Below are 19,682 nucleotides of genomic sequence, written 5' to 3' on the forward strand. Positions count from 1 at the left end.
GCATTATCGTTATTAGCGTACTGTCTGTTGCCATGAAATTTCTCGTTGCTGCTCTTCTGTCCCTCACCCTCGCCGGCTGTGCGAGTGGCCCGCGCCTGGATACCACCCACCCTTCGGTGAACTTCGATAATCGTATCCAGTTCGTCGTGCTGCACTACACCGCGACCAACCTTCAAGGTTCGCTGGCGCTATTGACCAAAGGCCAGGTCAGCAGCCACTACCTGATTGGCGACGACGCCCGGGCGACCATCTATAAACTGGTGGATGAAGACAAGCGCTCCTGGCATGCCGGGGAAAGTGAATGGATGGGGCGTACCTGGCTCAACTCCAGCTCCATTGGTATCGAGATCGTCAACCCGGGCTACCGCGATACGCCCACCGGGCGCGTCTGGTATCCCTACTCCGAAGCGCAGGTCCAGTCCCTGGTGACCTTGCTCAAGGACATCAGCCAGCGCAACCGGATCAACCCTAAGTTCATTATTGGGCATAGCGATATCGCCCCCGGTCGCAAACTTGATCCGGGCCCCTTGTTCCCGTGGAAGCGCCTGGCGGATGAAGGCTTGGGGATCTGGCCCGAGGGCCAGGCGGTCGCGCGGTATCAGGCCGAGTACGCCAGGCAACTGCCAAGCGTTACCTGGTTCCAGGAAGAGTTGGCACGCCTGGGGTATTCCACGCCGCAGACCGGCGAGCTGGATGTGGCGACTCGGCGTGTGCTGGCCGCGTTCCAGATGCGCTTCCGGCCGGCCCTGTACGACGGCACGCCGGATGCGCAAAGCGCAGCGATCCTGCGGGTGTTGAACCACCGCTAAGTGGGGTTAGTGGCTAGGGGGCTCGTCCCCAGCTGGGCTGCGTAGCAACCCTAAACCTGCCACTCGGTTTATCTGAAAAACTCACCGGCCTTATTGGGGCCGCTGCGCGGCCCAGCGCGGGGCAAGCCCGCTCGCCACAAGAGGTGCTTTGACCACTGCTGGCACGGTAAATGTGGCGAGGGGGCTAGTCCTCCGTTGGGCTGCGTAGCAGCCCCAAACCTGCCACTCGGTTAGCCTGAAAAAAGCACCGACCTTGTTGGCGCCGCCGCGCAGGGCAAGCCCGCTTGCCACGAGTTACAGCGGCAACGCCATATAGAACTGCGTACCCTGCCCCGGCCGGGAATAGACTCCCATGCGGCCACCGTGCAACTGCACGATCTCCTTGCACAGCGCCAGCCCCAGGCCGGCGCCGCCTTTCTTGCGGCCTACCTGGACAAAAGGCTCGAAAATCCGACCCTGCTGGCCGTAGGCGATGCCTTCGCCGTTGTCTTCGACGCTGATGATCAGCCGTTCGCCATGGCGCCGCGCCTGCAGGCGAATCTGCCCGCCTTCGCTGGTATGGCGCAGGGCATTGCCGAGCAGGTTGTCCAGAACCCGCTCCAATTGCGCTTGGTCGGCATGCAACCTGGGCAGTTGCGCTTGCGCTTCTACCAGCAGGTCGATGTTTTGCGCATTCGCCAGTTCAGCAAAGCGCGCACGGGCATGTTCAAGCAGATCATTGATGTCGCAAGGCGCCAGGGTGAGTTTTTGCAGGCCGTTCTGGTAGCGGGAAAAGTTGAGCAGGTCGTTGATCAACTGCATCAGGCGCTGCATTTCTTCGTTGACCGTATTCAACAGGTCGGCTTCGCGAGACTCAGGAGGGAATTTCGCCCGTTCCTGGAACAGGCCGAACGCCATGTGCATACCGGTGACTGGCGTACGCAACTCATGGGAAGCACGCAGCACAAATTCGCTGCGCACCCGTTCGAAGGCCCGCTGTTCGGTAACGTCATGCAACACCATCACGGCGCCGAGAATATGCCCTTGGTGGTGGCTGACGGGCGTCATGCTGTAGGTCAACAGGCGTGATTCACCCTCGACTTCCACTTCCAGGTCGTCAGGTGCGTGTTCCAGGTTGCCGCCACGCAGCACCAGGTGCAGTTGCTCATCCAGTTCGGGCCGTTGCAACGCTTCACCCAGGCCCTGCCCCAGGCGACTCTCGTCCCAACCCAACTGGCGCTGGGCGACCGGGTTGAGATGCTCCAGGCGCCCTTGGCGGTCGATCATCAGCAAACCGTCGTCGATGCTGTCGAGTACAGCCTGCAGGCGTTGCTGGCCGGCGAGCAATTCGTCGACATTGGTTGCCTGATGCTGACGCAGGGCTTCGGCCATGATGCCGAAGCGTCGGGTCAGTTGGTTCATTTCAGCCGCCGAAGAAATCGGCAAGGTGACATCAAAATTTCCCTGGCCGATTTTATCGGCCGCCTTGGCCAGGGCTTCGATGGGCCCGCCAAAGCGCCGGGCAATGCCATGGGCGGTGATGAAGCCGATGATCAGCACTGCCAGGCCCACCAGCCCGAGCAGCCCGGCAATCCACAGGGCGCGTTCGCGAGACTGGCTTTCGGTGTCGTTGATGTTTTCCAGTGCTCTTTTATGTTCGCTGATCAGGCCATTGCGCAAGACGTTGAAGCTGGTGGTGAGTTTTTCGTTATTGCGCAGGGACGGCGGAGTACTTTCGTTTTCTTCGAACGCTTCAAGGAACGTCAGGTAATCGGCCTTGGCTTGAGAGAAACCGCCGACCCTGGCGACACTCATTTCGTGGGCGACGCCCTCGTCCAACAGCTTGAAGTATTGCTGCTTGGCCTTGTTCAGCGCCACCGGGTCTGGGGTGTCGTGAAGCATCAGAATCAGTTGGTCACCCAGGCTCTGGCGCAGCTTGAGCCCCAGATCCAGGGTGATGAAGTTGCTGCGGATCAGGGATTCCTGGGTCTTGGCCATTTGCATGACACTCACCAGCCCCAGCAGCAACCCGAGCAGCGCCACGGTGATCAGCGCAGAAATGCTCAGGAACAGCCGCGTGCGCAGTTTCATCGCCAGCTTCATAAGGTACAGCTCACAGGTTGTATTGCTTGCGTTTGCGATACAGCGTCGACGCATCGATGCCCAGGGTCTTGGCTGCCTGGTCCAGGGTGTCGCTGGTGGCCAGGACGGCGCCGATATGGGCCTTTTCCAGCTCATCCAGGCTCAGCGCCGCACCGATGCGCGGTGCATTATTGGTCGGCTGCTCGGCCATACCCAGATGGCTGATTTCGACCTTCTCCTGGGCACAGATGATGCTCGCGCGCTCCACCACGTTGCGCAGTTCGCGGATATTGCCCGGCCAACGGTAGTTCAGCAGTGCTTCGCGGGCCTCGTCGCTGAAGCCGCGAGCTGGCCGCGCGTACTCTTTGACGAAGCGCGCGAGGAAGCGGTCGGCGAGGGCGAGGATATCTTCGCTGCGTTCACGCAGGGGTGGCAGGTGCAGCGTGATGACGTTGAGGCGATACAGCAAGTCTTCGCGAAAACGCCCGTCGCGCACCATGTCTTCCAGGTTCAGGTTGGTCGCCGCCAGGATACGTACATCGGCGCGGCGGGTGACCGGGTCGCCGACCCGCTCATATTCCTTGTCCTGAATAAAACGCAGCAACTTGGGTTGCAATGTCAGGGGAAAGTCGCCGATTTCGTCGAGAAACAGCGTGCCGCCGTCGGCCTGGTTGACCCGGCCCAGGGTGCTTTCGCTGGCGCCGGTAAAGGCCCCTCGGCTGTGGCCGAACAGCTCGCTTTCCATCAGTTCGGCGGTCAGGGACGGGCAGTTGATGGTGACGCAGGACTTCTTCGCCCTTTTGCTCCAGCCGTGGATAGCCCGGGCCAGCTCACCTTTACCGGTGCCGGACTCGCCGAGGATCAGGATATTGGCGTCGGTGCCGGCCACTTGGCGGGCGGTCTCCAGCACCACCATCATCGACGGGCTATGGGAGTCGAGGCCATCCTTGGGCTGGCGCACTTCGCCTTCCAGCGCTTCCAGGCGTGCCGACAACTGACGCACCTCGAGCTGCTTGGCGGTGGCCAGGCGCAGTTGGTCCGGGCTGCAAGGCTTGACCAGGTAATCGGCCGCGCCTGCCTGGATCGCATCCACGGCCGTATCCACGGCCGAATGAGCGGTGACGATCACTACGCGCATCCAGGGCGCCTGGATACGCATCTGCGCCAGTACATCCAGACCATTGTCCTCGCCCAGGCGCAGGTCCAGGAAGCACAGGTCGAAGACCTGGCGTTGCAGCAGGGCATCGGCTTGGGCCGCGCTGTTGGCGGTGGCCACGGTATAGCCTTCATCTTCCAGGCAGTAACGGAAGGTGCGGAGGATTGCGGACTCGTCGTCCACTAAAAGAATGCGGCCTTGAAGTTCCTTGGCTGATTCCATCTGTCCCGCGCTCCTTAAGTAAAAATGATTGATCTTGGTTAGTCCCGGAATAATCGGGCAAGTTGCATGGTTTATTCTGATTGATTCAAAGCCCAATCGCGCAGCTATCTGAGACCGTTCCTACTTACATGCCTAGGCAGCGTGTTTTTCACCCTTCTTGACCCTTCGGCAGTCCTACAGCCCGCTCTGATCCCTTGAACCGACCACTGACCATCGTGCATTTCGCACGGTGAGGATAGGCGCATCGTGCAGGATGCTGCTGGGAAGAAACGGATCAATATTGCAAGTGCCTGATTTTATTGATGTTTATCTGATTAAAAAACTGGCACGCACTCTGCAATACCTCTCCTACAAGCGTGATAACGAACAAAACAACATGCGGGAGATATTCAGGATGACTCGCCAAAGCCTCAAGCCATTGCGTGTATCGCCACTGCGCCTTCAACAGGGGCTGTTCGCCAGCCTCGCCTTGATGGTGACCTTGATCGGTGGTCAGCAATTGCAACATTGGCAGCAGAGCCAGCAGTCCGCCCCGCAGTTCGAGCGCGCACCCATGACGCAGACCCATTTCCGTTCCGTTGGCAGCAGCAGCGCTGAAGTCACCGCTCCACGCATGATGGCGGTTGAACAGGACATCGCCCTGTACGACGAACCGATCGAGGAACGCTGGGTGTTCTAGGCACGAACCTGGCGCCCCGTTGGGTGCGACAGGATGGCTACACAGCAGTCACTTCTATAGACGCATAAGGAGAATCACCATGTTGAGTTGGGCAATCACATTCCTGATCATTGCCATTGTGGCTGCAGTCCTGGGCTTCGGTGGTATCGCGGGCACCGCTACGGGTATCGCCAAGATTCTCTTTGTCGTTTTCCTGGTGATGTTCATCGCTTCCTTCTTCTTTGGCCGCCGCGGTCGAGGCTGAACATGGCCAACTTGTCTTTCAAAACCCTTGCTGCCGCCCTGCTGTTGGGCGGCAGTGGCTTGGCCATGGCCGCCAATGACGGCCAGGCGCGGGCCAATGAGCTGCTCAATGCCGACCCGCAGTATCGCGAAACCTGGCAGGGCGTGGTCAAGAAGGAAGAGCGTCTACCTGAATGGGTGATCAACCTGTCGGGCACGTCTGAGCAAATGAACGCAGTCACGGAAGACGGTGACGGGTATTTGGTAGGGCCGCTGTGTGAAACGGCCGACACCTGCCTAAATAAACGTCTGATCGTCGCGTTCAGCATGGATAAGGACGATGCCTACGCGATGTTGGTCGAAGTTCCTGCCGGGCTTCCGGCGGACAAGTCGCCAACACGGCATGCGGACTATCGCTTCATCGGTAAGCCCGATGAAGGCATGCAGAAGTTGCTGATGGAGCAACTGAAGAAAGATCCGAATTGGTACTAGGCCCCTCTGCGGGCCTCGCCAACATGGAACCAGGCCAACTGCCTGTTTCCGTTTGCACCGCCGCCTGATGACGGTGCATGACCAGGGGGCCGGGTTGCTCTGATCAAGGTGGATCGGCGTGACCTACGGGTACAGGGAGTGCCTGCGCAAGGGCCGGGTCAGGAGAAAAGCTGCGACGCAAGTCCGCAGGCAGTTATGGCCTGACGGACTTGCGGCGAGCTTGATAGTCATCACTAGGCGCTTATGCCGCCTATAGCTGCAAAATTCCCTTCTGCTTCAACATAACCGTTTCGCGGTGTTACATCGCGACCATCTATCGAGAAAGTTTGTCTTCGGCCAGACGTGTTTTTCGATGGTATGCGTAGGAATTTGCACGAGTTTTTTCCAGCCGACAAAAAAGCCTAACGTCCCTAGGCGAGCCTGAAATGGCCGGTTAACGGCATGTATGCCTGACAAAATGTCGCATTCGAACTGACCAAACAGACAGTTTTATTTGCAAAAACTCATGCCGATTCGGCATGGGGTAGGCGTTTACGGCATTAGACTATGCCCCCCCGCATGGGAATAGTTGCGCCTTTTTTCGCTTGCCAGTAAGCCATATCGGCCAACTGCGGTGACCTTCTACGGAGGCTGATGCTCACACTTTTTCGCTTCCGGGCGTTCCAGCTGGCGCATCTGCCTGAGTCCACTTGAAACAAGGGTAATGACATGAAGAAGGCAAAACTAAGCCTCGCCTGGCAGATCCTCATCGGTCTGGTGCTAGGGATTGCAATCGGTGCTGTACTCAACCACTTCAGCGCCGAAAAAGCCTGGTGGATCAGCAACGTGTTGCAGCCGGCGGGCGATATCTTTATCCGCCTGATCAAGATGATCGTGATCCCGATCGTGATTTCGTCGCTGATTGTCGGAATCGCCGGTGTAGGGGACGCGAAAAAGCTCGGTCGGATCGGCGTAAAGACCATCGTTTACTTCGAAGTGGTCACTACCATTGCGATTGTGGTCGGCCTGCTGTTGGCCAACCTGTTCCACCCGGGTGCCGGCATCGACATGAGTACCCTGGGTACGGTGGACATCTCCAAGTACCAGGCGACCGCCGCCGAGGTGCAGCATGAGCATGCGTTCATCGAGACCATCCTCAACCTGATCCCATCGAACATCTTTGCCGCTGTTGCTCGTGGCGAGATGCTGCCGATCATCTTCTTCTCCGTGTTGTTCGGCCTGGGCTTGTCGAGCCTCAAGCCAGACTTGCGCGAACCCCTGGTCACCATGTTCCAGGGCGTTTCCGAGAGCATGTTCAAAGTCACCCACATGATCATGAAATACGCCCCTATCGGTGTATTTGCCCTGATCGCGGTGACCGTGGCCAACTTCGGCTTCGCCTCGCTGCTGCCTCTGGCCAAGCTGGTGATCCTGGTCTACGTCGCCATCCTGTTCTTCGCTTTCGTGATTCTTGGCCTGATCGCCCGCCTGTTTGGCTTCTCGGTGATCAAGCTGATGCGCATCTTCAAGGATGAGCTGGTACTGGCCTACTCCACCGCCAGCTCCGAGACCGTGCTGCCGCGCGTGATCGAGAAGATGGAAGCCTACGGCGCACCGAAAGCCATCTGCAGCTTCGTGGTGCCAACCGGTTACTCGTTCAACCTCGACGGTTCGACCCTGTACCAGAGCATCGCGGCGATCTTTATTGCCCAGCTGTATGGCATCGATCTGTCGGTTGGCCAGCAACTGATGCTGGTACTGACCCTGATGGTCACCTCCAAAGGTATCGCCGGTGTACCGGGCGTGTCCTTCGTGGTACTGCTGGCAACCCTGGGCAGCGTGGGCATCCCATTGGAAGGCCTGGCGTTCATCGCCGGCGTCGACCGCATCATGGACATGGCGCGTACCGCCCTGAACGTGATCGGCAATGCCCTGGCCGTGCTGGTCATCTCGCGCTGGGAAGGCATGTACGACGATGCCAAGGGCGAGCGCTACTGGAACTCCCTGCCACACTGGCGGACCAAGACCGCGCTGCCGGCTGGCGAGACCAGCCAGGGCTGATCGCCGCTTGAATCGCACAAACCCCGGTAAATCCGGGGTTTGTCGTTTCTGCCAGCCCCGCTATCATTCGCCACATATTTAAAGGGGTGTGACTGATGCTCAATGGCCTGTGGCTTGGCTTCTTTGTCGTGGCAATGGTATCGGCGCTGGTGCAATGGCTGGTGGGTGGAAACGCCGGGATCTTTGCGGCGATGGTGGAGAGTATCTTCGCCATGGCCAAGCTGTCGGTGGAGGTGATGGTACTGCTGTTCGGTACCCTGACATTGTGGCTGGGCTTCCTGCGCATCGCCGAAAAGGCTGGGATCGTCGAGTGGCTGGCCAAGGCCCTGGGCCCGCTGTTCCTGCGCTTGATGCCGGAAGTCCCGGCCGGTCACCCGGCCATCGGCTTGATCACCCTCAACTTCGCCGCCAACGGCCTGGGCCTGGATAACGCGGCCACGCCGATCGGCCTCAAGGCCATGAAGGCGCTGCAAGAGCTCAACCCGATCCCCAACACCGCAACCAACGCGCAGATCCTGTTCCTGGTGCTTAACGCGTCCTCCCTGACCCTGTTGCCGGTGACGATCTTCATGTACCGCGCCCAGCAAGGCGCGCCGGACCCGACCCTGGTGTTCCTGCCAATCCTGCTGGCCACCAGCGCCTCGACCCTGGTGGGCCTGCTGTCGGTGGCGCTGATGCAGCGCCTGCGCTTGTGGGACCCGGTGGTGCTGGCGTACCTGATCCCGGGCGCGCTGGTACTGGGCGGCTTCATGGCCTTGCTGGCGACGATGTCGGCCACGGCCCTGGCGGGCCTGTCCTCGATCCTTGGCAACCTCACGCTGTTTGGCCTGATCATGCTGTTCCTGCTGATTGGCGCGTTGCGCAAGGTCAAGGTCTACGAGGCGTTTGTCGAAGGCGCCAAAGAGGGCTTTGACGTCGCCAAGAACCTGCTGCCGTATCTGGTGGCGATGTTGTGTGCGGTCGGCGTGCTGCGCGCTTCCGGGGCGCTGGAGTTTGGTCTGGAAGGCATTCGCCACCTGGTGGCCTGGACCGGCCTGGACACGCGCTTTGTCGACGCCTTGCCCACGGCAATGGTCAAGCCGTTCTCCGGCAGTGCGGCGCGGGCGATGCTGATCGAGACCATGCAGACCCAAGGCGTGGACAGCTTCCCGGCACTGGTGGCGGCGACGATTCAGGGCAGTACCGAGACCACCTTCTATGTACTGGCGGTGTACTTTGGCTCGGTGGGCATCCAGCGCGCGCGGCATGCGGTGGGGTGTGCGCTGCTGGCGGAGTTTGCTGGCGTGGTGGCGGCGATTGCCGTTTGCTACTGGTTCTTTGGCTAAGCTTCAGGCCGCTATCGCAGGCAAGCCAGCTCCCACATTTTGATTTGTGAACACATCAAATGTGGGAGCTGGCTTGCCTGCGATGAGGCCCTCAGCGTTTAGGTGCTGTATTGCCCTGCGCCACCACCCAATCCACCACCTGCTTGGTCAACTGATCTCCCGCCAACCCAAACCCGGCCACCACCGCTGGCACTTGGGTATCACTCACCGGCTGGCGCACTTCAAAACGCTTGGCAGCCACGATCCGTTGGTCACTGCCGCGCACCAATCGCGCATCCAGCCGGATCACCACTTCCACCGCACTGCCGCGGTACTCGCTCTGGAAGGCCTGCAACTGCCCGCCCAGCTCCAGGTCCGCCTGTAGATTGGTGTCATCAGTGCTCAACAAGGCCACCCGGCCATCGCGCTGGAAGCCGTCCAGCAGGCGGTTGCGCAACAGTACCGGCGCCGGATCGCTCCAGCGGGACTGGGCATAGCTGCTGATCAAATCGCCCTGAGGCACCACGGCAATGCGCGGGCTGTCGAGGAATTCGCTGGCTTGCGGTTTGGCCAGGCGCAACGACCAGGCTACCGGGTTGCCGTGGGCCGTCACTTGGGCGGTGGGCAGGCGATAGACGTTGGAAGGGTCGGCCTTGGGCAGGATCGAGCAGGCACTGACCAGCGCCAGGGCCACCGGAACGATCATTTTATAAGCACGCTTCATGGCGTGAACTCCTTGTTCTTGTCACTGCCCAGCAGGTAGCCGCTGGGGTTGGCTTCCAGGCGACGGGAGATGGCGCGCAAGGAGCCCAGGGTATCGCGCAGCTCGCGTACGGCAGGCGCCAGTTCGTTGAGGCCCTGCATGCCGCTGTTCAGGGAATCCTTGTTGTCGTCCAACAAGCGGTTGATGGTCGCGGTGCTTTGCTCCAGGGAGCGCATGGCCCCTTCGGCGCTGCCGAACATCTGCTTGCCCTGGTCGTTGAGCAGGCCATTGGCGTTGCGCATCAGCGCAGTGGTCTGCTCCAGCGTGGCGCCGGCCTGTTTGCTGACCTGGGCCAACTGCTGCATCACCACCTTGATATCACCGCGCTGCTCGGCGATGGCCCCGGTGGTCTGCTCCAGGTGTGCCAGGGTGCTGCTCAAGCGGTCGACGTTATCGGGCGAGAACATGCGGTTGGCGTTATGCAGCAGCAAGTTGATGCTGGTCATCAGGTCGTTGCTGTTATTGAGCAGCCGGGCAATGGGCGATGGCGAGGCGGTGATCTGCGGCAGGTTGCCGTTCTTGCCTTTGAGTTCGGGGCTTTGCGGGGTGCCGCCGCTGAGTTGGATGATCGAGGTGCCGGTGATGCCGGTCAACGCCAGCTTGGCCTGGGTGTCTTCCTTGATCGGCGTCTGGCCGGCCAGGCGGATACGTGCCAGTACGCGGCGCGGGTCTTTGGGGTCCAGGCGCAGGCTGGTGACGTCACCCACCTTGATCCCGCTGTACTGCACCGCGCTGCCCTGGGACAAGCCGCTGACCGCTTCGTTGAAGATCACTTCGTAATCCTGGAACGCGCTGTCGACGCTGGATTTGGCCAGCCACAGGCCGAACAGCATAGCGCCGACCACGACTATCACGCTGAACAGACCGATCATCACATGATGGGCTCGGGTTTCCATGTCATACCTCGTTGAGCGGTTGAGCGGCATCCAATGCCGCGCGGCCCCGAGGGCCATGAAAGTATTCGTGAATCCAGGCGTCGTCCGTTTCCGAGACAACATCGATGGCATCTGCCACCAGCACCTTTTTCTGCGCCAGCACGGCCACGCGATCGGTGATGGTGTAGAGCGTGTCGAGGTCGTGGGTGATCAGCAACACGCTCAGGCCCAAGGCATCACGCAGGGTCAGGATCAGTTGGTCGAATGCCGCCGCGCCGATGGGGTCGAGGCCAGCGGTCGGTTCGTCGAGAAACAAAATGTCCGGGTCGAGGGCCAGGGCGCGGGCCAGGGCCGCACGTTTGATCATCCCGCCGGACAGCGAGGACGGGTATTTGTCGGCCGCCGACAATGGCAGCCCGGCCAGCGCAAGCTTGACTGCCGCCAGATGCTCGGCATCGGCGCGGCTCAGGCCGGCGTGTTCGATCAGTGGCAGGGCGACGTTTTCCGTGACCGTCAGCGAGGAGAACAGCGCGCCTTTCTGGAACAGCACGCCGAAACGCCGTTCCACCAGGGAGCGCTCGTGTTCTGAGAGGCTCGGCAAGTCCTGGCCGAATACCCGCACTTGGCCTTCGCTGGGCTGACGCAGGCCGATGATGCTGCGCAGCAGCACCGACTTGCCGCTGCCCGAGCCGCCCACTACGGCGAGAATCTCGCCCTTGTACAGATCCAGGTCGAGGTTTTCATGCACGCTCTGCGGGCCAAAGCGGTTGCACAGGCCACGGACTTCGATCACCGCCTCGCTGGGCGCTCGTTGTAAACGGCTCACCAGCCCATCTCCATAAAGAACAATGCGGCTACCGCGTCGAGCACGATCACCACGAAAATCGATTGCACCACTGCGGAGGTGGTGTGGGCGCCGACCGATTCGGCGCTGCCGCTGACCTTGAAGCCTTCCAGGCAGCCAATGGCCGCGATCAGGAAGGCGAAGAACGGTGCCTTGACCAGCCCCACCAGCAAATGCTGGACACCAATGTCCGATTGCAGCAGCGAGAGGAACATCGCCGGCGAAATATCCAGGGCCACGGCGCACACCACGCCGCCGCCGACAATGCCTGAAATCATCGCGAGAAAGGTCAGCATCGGCAGCGCCACCAGCAGCGCGAGGACGCGTGGCAGTACCAGCAACTCCATGGGGTCGAGGCCCATGGTGCGGATCGCGTCGATTTCTTCGTTGGCCTTCATCGAGCCAATTTGTGCGGTGAAGGCGCTGGCGGTGCGGCCGGCCATCAGGATCGCGGTGAGTAGGACACCGAACTCCCGCAAGAAGGAAAACGCCACGAGGTCCACGGTGAAAATGCTTGCGCCGAAACTCTCCAGCACCGTGGCGCCGAGAAACGCGACCACCGCGCCCACCAGGAAGGTCAGCAAGGCGACGATAGGCGCGGCATCCAGCCCCGTCTGTTCGATATGCGCCACCATCGGCGTCAGGCGCCAGCGTTTGGGCCGGAACACGCCGCGAGCGAAGGTTTCGAGAATCAGGCCGATAAAGCCCAGCAGGGTCATGGCGTCTTGCCAGACGGTATCCACCGCGCGGCCGATGCGTGCCAAAAGCTGGATACCGGCGTTTTGCTGCGGCTCTTTGACCGGCACACAAAAATCATTCAGGGAGCGGTAGACGGTCTTGAGCAGCGCCCGGTCGGCAGCGGGCAGGCTGCAGTCGGTTTGTTCGGCCGAATGCTCAATGCGCTCCGGGCCCAGCAGTTCCACCAGCAACGAGGCGCCGGCGGTGTCCAGTGCGCCCAGGCCGTTGAGGTCGACGCGGGTGCTGGCGTCGTACTGGCCGTCGAGGCTTGCCGAGAGCTTTTTCAGGGCGCTGTAGTGGGCCAGCGTCCAGTCCCCGGTGACCCGCAATTGAGGCGGCTGGGTGGACGCGTCCAGGTGGGCATTGCCTGCCGTTGTGCTACTGGTCATAAGCTCCGAGCTTGTTTGGCTATTCCACAATTGCTATGTAATAGCACGATCCGTCCTACTTTGGCGTGTCCGTTTGTACGGTGTCAGTGACTTTAAAGCGCAACACGCCGATGACCTGGCCGTCTTCGGTCAGCACCCGTACTTGCCAGCGGCCCACGGCATTCGCCGGGAAGTTCTGCTTGTGGGTCCAGGCCCGGTAGCCTTCCTTGCGTCCGCCATGGATATCCAGGGCGATGCGGTCGACCTCTTTGCCGTTGAACTGCCACACATGGTAGATGCGCTCGTCCAGCCCGCGCGGTGCGTTGATTGCGGTGTAGGCGTACAGGCCGCTGCTGCGCAGTTGGCTGGCGCTGACTTCCTTGAGGTCATCGCCGGGGGTGCGGTCCTGCAATTGGGTGCTGATTGCCACTTCGGTCATCCACAGGGTGGCCGGCGGCACCCAGCTGCGCAGGAACCAACCCGCGCAGCCAATCGCCGCCGTCACGCCCAGCAGCATCAGCCAACCCTTGACGCTGCGCAGCGGCAGGCTCACGGCCAGGCTGGGGATCGACAAGGCCATCGCCACCCCCAGCGCCAGTTTGTAACTCTCGGCGGTGGTCAGGTGCAGGATGATCGGCAGTGCGGTGAGCAAGGCGGCAAACAGGGTCAGGGTGTGCAGTGCCAGAAACAGCGAGCGCTTGGGCGCCAGCCATTTGTAGTACAGCGGGTCGGTGATCGAGACCAGTGCGGCGGCGCCCAGCAAGCCGGTGAAAATGGCCTGGCTGCTGTTCCAGGTGGTGGTGACGAAAAAGAACGGCAGGACAAAGAACAGGCTTTCCTGGTGGATCATCTGTGTGGCGTAGCGCAGCAGCGGTTCGGGGATTTCCCGCTTGAAGACCTTGCTGAACAACTGGGTGAAGCTGTTTTCCAGCATCAGCCACAGCCAGCTCACCAGCATGATGATCGCGATCCAACTGGCCATGCCTTGTTGGCGGTCCACCAGGATAAAGCTGCCCACCCCCGAGATAAAACCGCCGAGTGCGATCACCCCTGGGTAGCGCTTCATCAGTTCGAGGACGCGCTGGATGAGAAGGGTCAGGTTTGGCATTCGGCAGTTCGCAGTCTTTGTAGGAAAAAATCCCAGACAGAATAACGTCTTAGCCTGTTGATAGGCGTGTCATTGCACAATTGCTTTGCGATAACGGCGCAGCCCAATCAGCACAATAGCAATCAGCCCCAGCACGCCTGCGGCGATCCAGCCCAGGGCGTCGTAACTGAGCAGCGGTTTTTCGATGCGCCAGTAGCCCTGCTGGTTGAACAGCTGGCGCATGGCCTGATTGGTTTGCGCCAGGCTCACGGCCTTGAGGCGCTTGGCCGGGTCGCTGAGACGCCCGTCGGCGTAGTCGGCCAAGGCGCCCCAGTAGTAGTCGGCCAGCGCGCTATTGCCCTGCACGGCCCAGGCCTGGCGGTCGATGGCGGCTTGTTGCAGGCGGCTGAAGGTCGCCGGGTCGAGACCGTCCTCAAGCAGCCTGGCCTTGAGGCTTTCAAGAACGCGTTCGGCCTCGGGCAGGTTATCGCGGTCAAGGTCCGCGTTGAGGCTCATGAACCCCACGCCGCCCAGCACTTCGCGCTCGCTCCATGGGCCGTAGGACAGGCCATGCTGCAGGCGCAACTGGCGATACAACGCCCAATCCAGGTAGTCCTTGAGCAGGTCGTAGGTGGCATCGTGCTGCTCGTCCAGCGTGGGTTCGGGGAACAACCAGTGCAGCTTGGCGCCATCGCCGACCCAGCCACGGATCAGGTCACGATGGGTCGCTGCGGCGCCCAGGGTTTGCGGCAACGCCCGGTGTTCGCTGGGGTCGACCGGCTCGAGTTGGCCGTAGGTGCGCTCCAGATAGGCCGGCAGCAGTTTGTCGAGGTCGCCGACGATGATCAGGGTCATGTTGTTGGGGGCGTACCAGGCCTGGCGCACGCTCTGCAGTTGCGCGCGGGTCAGGTGTTCGACTTCGGCCCGCTCGGCGCATTTGAGGCCCAGTTCCACCGCGAGTTGATTGCTGGCGTTATGGCCCAGGTCCTGGCGATCCAGCAGGCGTTGCAGGTGTGAATAGTGACCCCCATCTTCGCGCTCCACCACCTGCTTGGCGGCGTTGATTGCGGCATCGCTCAGCTCGGTCCGGGTCAGGATCGCCTTCAGCAGGTCCAGCACCTTGCGCTGGTTGCGCGCCGGGGCCTCGATGACGAAGGTGGTGTCGGCATTGCTGGTGTAGGCGTTCCACTCCCCGCCCAGGGCCTGCATCTGTTCTTCCAGCTCGCCTTCGCCGCCGCCATCGATGCCGCTGAACAGCAGGTGTTCCAGCAGGTGGGGCAGTTCTTTGTCTTCGCAACTGAAGTCATCCAGGCCTACGCCGACCACCAGGCGGATCGCCACGTGCCCGCGCTCGGTGCCCGGCTTGAGCAGCAATTGCAGGCCGTTGGGCAACATGTAGCCTTCGACCTGCAAGCGATCAAAGGCAGAGGCGTGGGCCGAGCCTATGAGCAGGCAGGCGAGTAGCAGGCGACGCATAACGGGGTTCCTAGCGAGCAATAACGGTTGAAACTGGCTTTTTGTGGGAGCGGGCTTGCCCGCGATGCGCGCACTCGGTGAATCAGTTACACCGCAGTGATGCTATCGCGAGCAAGCTCGCTCCCACACAAGCCCGCTCCTACATTGGGTAGGTGGTGTTTTTAACTGACTCCCGGGGTGTGCGGTTCGTTCAGGGCGAATGGGTGATGTCGGCAATATTGTCCACCGCCAACGCACCGGTCTCGGAGGTTTCCAGCACGACATAAGCACTGCTGCAAAACAACGAGTTCAGGCGCTTCATGTCGGCAATCAGCTCCAGGTGCAGGGAGCTGGTCTCGATGCTTTGCACGATTTTGCGTTGCAGGCGGCTGACGTGGGCGTGGGCCAGGCGCCGTTCCTGGGCGCGGAAGCGGCGCTTCTCGCGCAGCAACTGGCGGGCGCTTTCCGGGTCGGCGCTGAGGAACACCGACAGGCCCAGGCGCAGGTTGGAGATCAACTGGCTATGCAGGCCGGCCAGTTCTTCGAGCCCGACTTCGGAAAACGAGCGGCGCTGGGAGGTTTTCTGCTGCTGGACCTTACGCAGCATACGTTCGATCAAGTCGCCGGCCAGCTTCAGGTTGATCGACAGCTCGATGATTTCGGCCCAGCGCCGGCTGTCGTGCTCGCTGAGATCTTCGCGGGGCATTTGCGCCAGATACAGCTTGATCGCGCTGTAGAGTGCCTCGACGTCATCACTGAGGCTGCGCATTTCCTGGGTGATGGCGGTTTGTTTGCCGCGCAGCACTTCCAGCATGGCGGTCAGCATGTTGTCGATCAGGTCCCCCAGGCGCAGGGTTTCCCGGGCGGCGTTGGCCAGGGCCAGGCTCGGGGTGGTCAGCGCCGTCGGGTCCAGATGACGGGGCTTGGCCAGGCCATTGGCCTCCGGGCGCTCCGGCAGCAGCCAGGCACACAGGCGCGCCATCGGGCCGATGGTGGGCAGCAGGATCAGGCAGCGGGTGACGTTGTAGAGCAGGTGAAAGGTGATGACCATGCCTTGGGCGCTGTAGTCCAGGGTGTCCATCCACAGCACCAGCGGGTCCAGGACGGGAATGATCAGCAGCAGGCCGATCAGCTTGTACAGCAGGCTGCCCAAGGCCACTTGGCGACCGGCGGCGTTTTGCATGCTGGTGCTGAGGAACGCCAGGACACCGCTGCCGATATTGGCCCCGATCACCAGGCCGATGGCCACATGCAGGCCAATCACCCCGGCACCGGCCAGGGTTGCGGTCAGCAGCACGGCGGCCAGGCTGGAGTAGGAAATCATCGCAAACAGCGCGCCCACCAGGGCGTCGAGCAGGATGTCACCGGTCAGCGAGGCGAACAGCACCTTGACGCCCTGGGCCTGGGTAATCGGCCCGGCGGCTTCGACAATCAGTTGCAGGGCGAGAATGATCAGGCCCAGGCCGATACCGACCCGACCCATCTGCCCGGCGCGCGTCTGTTTGCGCGACAGGAAGAAGATCACCCCGAGAAAGATCAGCAGCGGCGACAGCCAGGACAGATCCAGGGTCAGCACCCGTGCCATCAGCGCGGTACCGACATCGGCGCCGAGCATGGTCGCCAGGGCGGGCGTCAGGCCCATCAGGCCCTGGCCGACGAACGAGGTCACCAGCATCGCCGTGGCGTTGCTGCTTTGCACCATGGCGGTGACCAGGATCCCGGCAATGAACGCCAGCCAGCGCCTGGCCATGTTCTGCCCGATGACCTGGCGCAGGTTGGAGCCGTAGACCCGCAGGATGCCGGTACGGACGATGTGCGTGCCCCAGATCAGCAAGGTCACGGCGGAAAGAAGATTGAGCAGGGTCAGCATGCTCGGCCCCCTGTATTGAGTCGTGCTCCAAGTGGAGCAAAAAGTGCCGCGTGCCGTTTTGTGTTGTGTACTTAAGCTGTAGTTGGCGAACGGCCTGTGCGCCAGCATCGCATAGCTAAAGTCGGCTTTGAAACAAAACTGTCATGAAATCAGCTTTTTGCAGGCGCCTGAAACGACTGTAGGAGCGAGCATGCTCGCGAAGAACTCAAGGGCAACGCGTGAAATGAGGCAGCACGCGTTACCGTTGGCGTTTTTCGCGAGCACGCTCGCTCCTACAGGTGTTGCCCGCGGGTTATTGGCCCGGGATGTCCTTGCGCAGTTTCACAGGATCCTGCTGCTTTTTCTTTTTCGCGATGGCGGTCCGCATCTTGATGTTGACCGCTTCTACCGCCAGGGAGAACGCCATGGCGAAGTACACGTAGCCTTTTGGCACATGCACGTCGAAGGATTCGGCGATCAGCACGGTACCCACGATCAGCAGGAACGACAGCGCGAGCATTTTCAGCGACGGGTGCTTGTCGATGAACTCGCTGATGGTGCCTGCGGCCAGCATCATCACCAAGACCGCAACGATGATCGCAGCAACCATGACCGGTACGTGGGAAACCATACCCACGGCGGTAATCACCGAGTCCAGGGAGAACACGATATCGATGATGGCGATCTGGATGATGGTGTAGATGAACTTGCCACCCTTGCCTTTCGGCTCGTCATGGGTTTCGTCTTCACCTTCCAGGGCGTGGTACATCTCCTGGGAGCTTTTCCACAGCAGGAACAGGCCGCCGAAGAACAGGATCATGTCGCGGCCGGAAATACCCTGGCCGAACACCACGAACAGGTCGGCGGTCAGTTGCATGACCCAGGTGATCGACAGCAGCAGCAGGATCCGGGTGACCATGGCCAGGGCCAGGCCGAAGATCCGGGTGCGCGCTTGCATATGCTTGGGCATACGGCTGACCAGGATCGAAATCATGATGATGTTATCGATGCCCAGAACGATCTCAAGAGCCGTCAGGGTGAAGAAGGCAATCCAGATCTCCGGATTGGTCAGCCATTCCATATGTGTTCCTTTGCGCGAGTGTTAGACCGCGCCGGCAGGAGGGCCGGCGCAGTGGGTTGTTACGATTATAGAGTGCTGAACAGCGGGAATGTGCCCAACAGCAATGCGGCGACCATTATGCACAGGCACACCAGCACTGCCCACTTCAGGGTGAAGCGCTGGTGATCGCCAAATTCGATACCGGCCAGGGCCACCAGCAGGTAAGTCGACGGCACCAGCGGGCTGAGCAAGTGGACCGGCTGGCCAACAATCGAGGCACGGCCCATTTCTGCGGCGGTGATGCCGTAGTGGCTGGCGGCTTCGGCCAGTACTGGCAATACGCCGTAGTAGAACGCATCGTTGGACATGAAGAAGGTGAACGGCATGCTCACCAGCGCGGTGATCACCGCCAGGTACGGGCCAAGGGCTTCAGGGATGACGGCCAGCAGGCTCTTGGACATGGCGTCGACCATGCCGGTGCCCGACAGAATGCCGGTGAAAATACCTGCGGCGAAGATCAGGCCGACCACCGCCAGCACGCTGCCCGAGTGGGCGGCAACGCGGTCTTTCTGCTGTTGCAGGCACGGGTAGTTGACGATCATCGCGATACTGAAGGCCACCATGAACAGCACCGGCAGCGGCAACAGGCCGGCGATCAGGGTGCACATCAGGGCCAGGGTCAGGGCGCCGTTGAACCAGATCAGTTTCGGGCGACGGGCATCCGGGAACTGCGAGACGCTGATTTCGCTGTGATCGATTTCATCGCCTTGCAGGTGCAGTACGCCGAGTCGGGCACGTTCGCGCAGGCCGTACATGTAGGCAATCACCAGGATGGCCACTACGCCGGCGGCCATGGCGGGGATCATCGGTACGAAGATGTCCGATGGGTCCACGTGCAGGGCGCTGGCGGCGCGAGCGGTCGGGCCGCCCCAGGGGGTCATGTTCATCACGCCACCGGCGAGGATGATCAGGCCGGCCATGATTCGCGGGCTCATGCCGATGCGCTTGTACAGCGGCAGCATGGCGGCCACGCAGATCATGTAGGTGGTGGCGCCGTCACCGTCCAGGGACACCACCAGCGCCAGCACGGCAGTACCGACCGAGACTTTCAGCGGGTCGCCCTTGACCAGCTTGAGGATCTTGCGCACGGCCGGGTCAAACAGGCCGGAGTCGATCATCAAGGCAAAGTAGAGGATGGCAAACATCAGCATCACGCCGGTAGGCGCCAGCTTGGTGATGCCTTCGAGCATCATCGGGCCGATCTTCGGCGCAAAGCCACCGAACAGCGCGAACAGGATAGGCACGATGATCAGGGCGATCAGCGCCGAGAGGCGCTTGGTCATGATCAGGAACATGAACGTGATGACCATGGCAAAGCCAAGGAAAGTCAGCATAGGAATACTCCAGGCGTAGCGCGGCTAGGGAATGGCGAACCGGGTTGGGGTCAGCGCAGAACGAAAAGCGCGAGGCGTACGGGGGGAGTCGGGAAAAACAGGCGGGTACGAGCGGACATCAGCATCACCATTGTTGTTGTTAATTGGGCCCCTGGGCATAAAGCGCTCAGGTTGGCCAACCGGTCTATTGCCGGTAGTGAGGGCGATCCTAATCGCGAAAGCTTTCAGCCAGCTTTCGCTGGAAAAACAGGTTTCAGGTGGATG

General features: G+C 61.1%; 17 protein-coding genes. 6 read left to right on the forward strand and 11 right to left on the reverse strand.

From position 1 onward, the window contains the following. The first annotated feature begins 32 nt into the window (after window positions 1–32). Window positions 33–809: an N-acetylmuramoyl-L-alanine amidase gene (locus HKK57_RS09710; RefSeq protein ID WP_154907991.1), complete on the forward strand. Its 777-nt coding sequence runs from the start codon at window positions 33–35 to the stop codon at window positions 807–809. Window positions 810–1,103: 294 nt separating this feature from the next. Here HKK57_RS09710 and HKK57_RS09715 read toward each other — a convergent pair whose 3' ends face one another. Together HKK57_RS09715 and algB are read right to left on the reverse strand one after the other, a co-directional pair. Next, the gene (locus tag HKK57_RS09715; RefSeq protein WP_029290370.1) at window positions 1,104–2,891 is read right to left on the reverse strand and encodes a KinB sensor domain-containing domain; all 1,788 of its coding nucleotides are present in this window, start codon (window positions 2,889–2,891) and stop codon (window positions 1,104–1,106) included. Between the two features lie 10 nt (window positions 2,892–2,901). Further along, a complete protein-coding gene (gene algB, locus HKK57_RS09720) occupies window positions 2,902–4,248 on the reverse strand; it encodes a sigma-54-dependent response regulator transcription factor AlgB (protein ID WP_029290372.1) in 1,347 nt (448 codons plus the stop codon). A 394-nt stretch (window positions 4,249–4,642) separates the two neighbouring features. Here algB and HKK57_RS09725 point away from each other — a divergent pair, with 394 nt between their 5' ends. The 5 genes from HKK57_RS09725 (at window position 4,643) to HKK57_RS09745 (ending at window position 9,006) form a co-directional block, all read left to right on the forward strand. Further along, on the forward strand, window positions 4,643–4,927 hold the full coding sequence (locus HKK57_RS09725) for a hypothetical protein (RefSeq protein ID WP_070995526.1): 285 nt from the start codon (window positions 4,643–4,645) through the stop codon (window positions 4,925–4,927). Window positions 4,928–5,006: 79 nt separating this feature from the next. Next, the gene (locus HKK57_RS09730; RefSeq protein WP_003170804.1) at window positions 5,007–5,171 is read left to right on the forward strand and encodes a DUF1328 domain-containing protein; all 165 of its coding nucleotides are present in this window, start codon (window positions 5,007–5,009) and stop codon (window positions 5,169–5,171) included. Window positions 5,172–5,173: 2 nt separating this feature from the next. Then, complete coding sequence (locus tag HKK57_RS09735) at window positions 5,174–5,641, forward strand: inhibitor of vertebrate lysozyme family protein (protein WP_029290380.1); 468 nt, start codon at window positions 5,174–5,176, stop codon at window positions 5,639–5,641. A 708-nt stretch (window positions 5,642–6,349) separates the two neighbouring features. Next, window positions 6,350–7,681 carry a glutamate/aspartate:proton symporter GltP gene (gltP, locus tag HKK57_RS09740; RefSeq protein ID WP_029290382.1) on the forward strand — a complete coding sequence of 444 codons (1,332 nt, stop codon included), beginning with the start codon at window positions 6,350–6,352 and terminating at the stop codon, window positions 7,679–7,681. Window positions 7,682–7,776: 95 nt separating this feature from the next. Next, complete coding sequence (locus HKK57_RS09745; RefSeq protein WP_029290384.1) at window positions 7,777–9,006, forward strand: nucleoside recognition domain-containing protein; 1,230 nt, start codon at window positions 7,777–7,779, stop codon at window positions 9,004–9,006. Window positions 9,007–9,097: 91 nt separating this feature from the next. Here the strand turns inward: HKK57_RS09745 and HKK57_RS09750 are convergent, their stop codons facing one another. The 9 genes from HKK57_RS09750 to HKK57_RS09790 form a co-directional block, all read right to left on the reverse strand. Continuing rightward, complete coding sequence (locus tag HKK57_RS09750) at window positions 9,098–9,709, reverse strand: ABC-type transport auxiliary lipoprotein family protein (RefSeq protein ID WP_029290386.1); 612 nt, start codon at window positions 9,707–9,709, stop codon at window positions 9,098–9,100. After that, window positions 9,706–10,644 (reverse strand): MlaD family protein, encoded by a 939-nt coding sequence (locus tag HKK57_RS09755; protein WP_029290391.1) that lies wholly within the window; start codon window positions 10,642–10,644, stop codon window positions 9,706–9,708. The genes HKK57_RS09750 and HKK57_RS09755 overlap by 4 nt, the downstream gene beginning before the upstream one ends. A 1-nt stretch (window position 10,645) precedes the next feature. Next, the gene (locus HKK57_RS09760) at window positions 10,646–11,449 is read right to left on the reverse strand and encodes an ABC transporter ATP-binding protein (RefSeq protein ID WP_070995502.1); all 804 of its coding nucleotides are present in this window, start codon (window positions 11,447–11,449) and stop codon (window positions 10,646–10,648) included. Then, window positions 11,446–12,594, reverse strand: a complete 1,149-nt coding sequence (locus HKK57_RS09765) for an ABC transporter permease (RefSeq protein ID WP_029290394.1) — start codon at window positions 12,592–12,594, stop codon at window positions 11,446–11,448. Before HKK57_RS09765 ends, HKK57_RS09760 begins: the two co-directional genes overlap by 4 nt. A gap of 55 nt (window positions 12,595–12,649) precedes the next feature. Further along, entirely contained in the window at window positions 12,650–13,681 is a 1,032-nt protein-coding gene (locus HKK57_RS09770) for a DUF5924 family protein (RefSeq protein WP_029290396.1), read from the reverse strand. 69 nt (window positions 13,682–13,750) lie between these two features. Further along, the gene (locus HKK57_RS09775) at window positions 13,751–15,136 is read right to left on the reverse strand and encodes a M16 family metallopeptidase (RefSeq protein ID WP_169390089.1); all 1,386 of its coding nucleotides are present in this window, start codon (window positions 15,134–15,136) and stop codon (window positions 13,751–13,753) included. Window positions 15,137–15,326: 190 nt separating this feature from the next. Beyond that, window positions 15,327–16,985: a Na/Pi cotransporter family protein gene (locus HKK57_RS09780; protein ID WP_029290400.1), complete on the reverse strand. Its 1,659-nt coding sequence runs from the start codon at window positions 16,983–16,985 to the stop codon at window positions 15,327–15,329. A 292-nt stretch (window positions 16,986–17,277) separates the two neighbouring features. Continuing rightward, window positions 17,278–18,045 carry a TerC family protein gene (locus tag HKK57_RS09785; protein WP_070995499.1) on the reverse strand — a complete coding sequence of 256 codons (768 nt, stop codon included), beginning with the start codon at window positions 18,043–18,045 and terminating at the stop codon, window positions 17,278–17,280. 65 nt (window positions 18,046–18,110) lie between these two features. Beyond that, on the reverse strand, window positions 18,111–19,418 hold the full coding sequence (locus HKK57_RS09790) for a CitMHS family transporter (protein ID WP_070995498.1): 1,308 nt from the start codon (window positions 19,416–19,418) through the stop codon (window positions 18,111–18,113). Window positions 19,419–19,682 lie beyond the last annotated feature (264 nt).

The sequence above is a fragment of the Pseudomonas sp. ADAK21 genome, from assembly GCF_012935735.1.
In the GTDB taxonomy this organism is placed as follows: Bacteria; Pseudomonadota; Gammaproteobacteria; order Pseudomonadales; family Pseudomonadaceae; genus Aquipseudomonas; species Aquipseudomonas proteolytica.

What these genes read in the sequence shown, in the direction of transcription:
- HKK57_RS09710 (WP_154907991.1), top strand. Translation starts at nt 33, where the DNA reads ATGAAATTTCTCGTTGCTGCTCTTCTGTCCCTCACCCTCGCCGGCTGT.
- HKK57_RS09715 (WP_029290370.1), bottom strand. Translation starts at nt 2,891, where the DNA reads ATGAAGCTGGCGATGAAACTGCGCACGCGGCTGTTCCTGAGCATTTCT.
- algB (WP_029290372.1), bottom strand. Translation starts at nt 4,248, where the DNA reads ATGGAATCAGCCAAGGAACTTCAAGGCCGCATTCTTTTAGTGGACGAC.
- HKK57_RS09725 (WP_070995526.1), top strand. Translation starts at nt 4,643, where the DNA reads ATGACTCGCCAAAGCCTCAAGCCATTGCGTGTATCGCCACTGCGCCTT.
- HKK57_RS09730 (WP_003170804.1), top strand. Translation starts at nt 5,007, where the DNA reads ATGTTGAGTTGGGCAATCACATTCCTGATCATTGCCATTGTGGCTGCA.
- HKK57_RS09735 (WP_029290380.1), top strand. Translation starts at nt 5,174, where the DNA reads ATGGCCAACTTGTCTTTCAAAACCCTTGCTGCCGCCCTGCTGTTGGGC.
- gltP (WP_029290382.1), top strand. Translation starts at nt 6,350, where the DNA reads ATGAAGAAGGCAAAACTAAGCCTCGCCTGGCAGATCCTCATCGGTCTG.
- HKK57_RS09745 (WP_029290384.1), top strand. Translation starts at nt 7,777, where the DNA reads ATGCTCAATGGCCTGTGGCTTGGCTTCTTTGTCGTGGCAATGGTATCG.
- HKK57_RS09750 (WP_029290386.1), bottom strand. Translation starts at nt 9,709, where the DNA reads ATGAAGCGTGCTTATAAAATGATCGTTCCGGTGGCCCTGGCGCTGGTC.
- HKK57_RS09755 (WP_029290391.1), bottom strand. Translation starts at nt 10,644, where the DNA reads ATGGAAACCCGAGCCCATCATGTGATGATCGGTCTGTTCAGCGTGATA.
- HKK57_RS09765 (WP_029290394.1), bottom strand. Translation starts at nt 12,594, where the DNA reads ATGACCAGTAGCACAACGGCAGGCAATGCCCACCTGGACGCGTCCACC.
- HKK57_RS09770 (WP_029290396.1), bottom strand. Translation starts at nt 13,681, where the DNA reads ATGCCAAACCTGACCCTTCTCATCCAGCGCGTCCTCGAACTGATGAAG.
- HKK57_RS09775 (WP_169390089.1), bottom strand. Translation starts at nt 15,136, where the DNA reads ATGCGTCGCCTGCTACTCGCCTGCCTGCTCATAGGCTCGGCCCACGCC.
- HKK57_RS09780 (WP_029290400.1), bottom strand. Translation starts at nt 16,985, where the DNA reads ATGCTGACCCTGCTCAATCTTCTTTCCGCCGTGACCTTGCTGATCTGG.
- HKK57_RS09785 (WP_070995499.1), bottom strand. Translation starts at nt 18,045, where the DNA reads ATGGAATGGCTGACCAATCCGGAGATCTGGATTGCCTTCTTCACCCTG.
- HKK57_RS09790 (WP_070995498.1), bottom strand. Translation starts at nt 19,418, where the DNA reads ATGCTGACTTTCCTTGGCTTTGCCATGGTCATCACGTTCATGTTCCTG.